This window comes from Mesorhizobium sp. P5_C1 (assembly GCF_054049815.1).
This window is the reverse complement of the sequence record NZ_JBFULQ010001329.1, coordinates 1-637: the sequence shown is the minus strand read 5'-3', so window position 1 is coordinate 637 and position 637 is coordinate 1. Positions and strand designations below refer to the sequence as shown.

General features: G+C 56.8%; 1 protein-coding gene and 1 pseudogene. Both read right to left on the bottom strand.

Translation table 11 applies throughout. The features are described 5' to 3' along the window. Window positions 1–195: pyrroline-5-carboxylate reductase family protein (locus tag ACXJ7R_RS35650; RefSeq protein ID WP_457155875.1), on the bottom strand; the 195-nt coding region annotated here is incomplete at its 3' end. 189 nt (window positions 196–384) lie between these two features. Further along, window positions 385–573, bottom strand: a pseudogene (locus ACXJ7R_RS35645) (pyrroline-5-carboxylate reductase); the annotation flags it as partial. Between the last annotated feature and the right edge of the window lie 64 nt (window positions 574–637).

The following is a 637-nucleotide window of genomic DNA, read 5'->3' as shown; positions in this document are numbered from 1 at the left end:
CATCTCGTTCGAAAGATCACGTGCAAGGAGTGGGTCGATTCCCAGTTCCGTCGCGGCCCTCGTCAGGCATTCGACGAAATAGAAGACATAGGCGGGACCGGACCCGGCAATTGCTGTTGCCTTGTCCAACAGCGCTTCCGATGCGACGAGGTGCGTGGTACCCAAGGCTGCAAAAAGCGTTTCGACGAGCGACATATGCTCATCCGAAGCATGATGATTGCGGCACAGCACGCTGGTGCTTCTAGCGATTGATGCGGCCATATTAGGCATAGCACGTACGATCGGCGAGGATCCAAGCATAGACTGAAGTGACGCTATGGATATCCCCGCAGCCACGCTTACGAATACCGACCGCGACGCGAAGCGACGATAGTGCGGCGCGACATCACGCATGAGCTGAGGTTTGACTGCGAACACGACCGCGCCTGGCGAAAGATCCTTTGGCAGTTGGCAGGGAGAGCCGTATCGATGGACGGAACGACCTTCGAACGCTTCTTTGAAGGCCTTGTTCGGATCGACAACGTGAATCCTCGCCGGCGCCAGCGATGGAGCATTGATCCAACAACTCGCCATGGCGTGCCCCATATTACCGCCGCCAACGAGAACGATGTCCGAGATTGAGCTCAAGCTAGTCCTT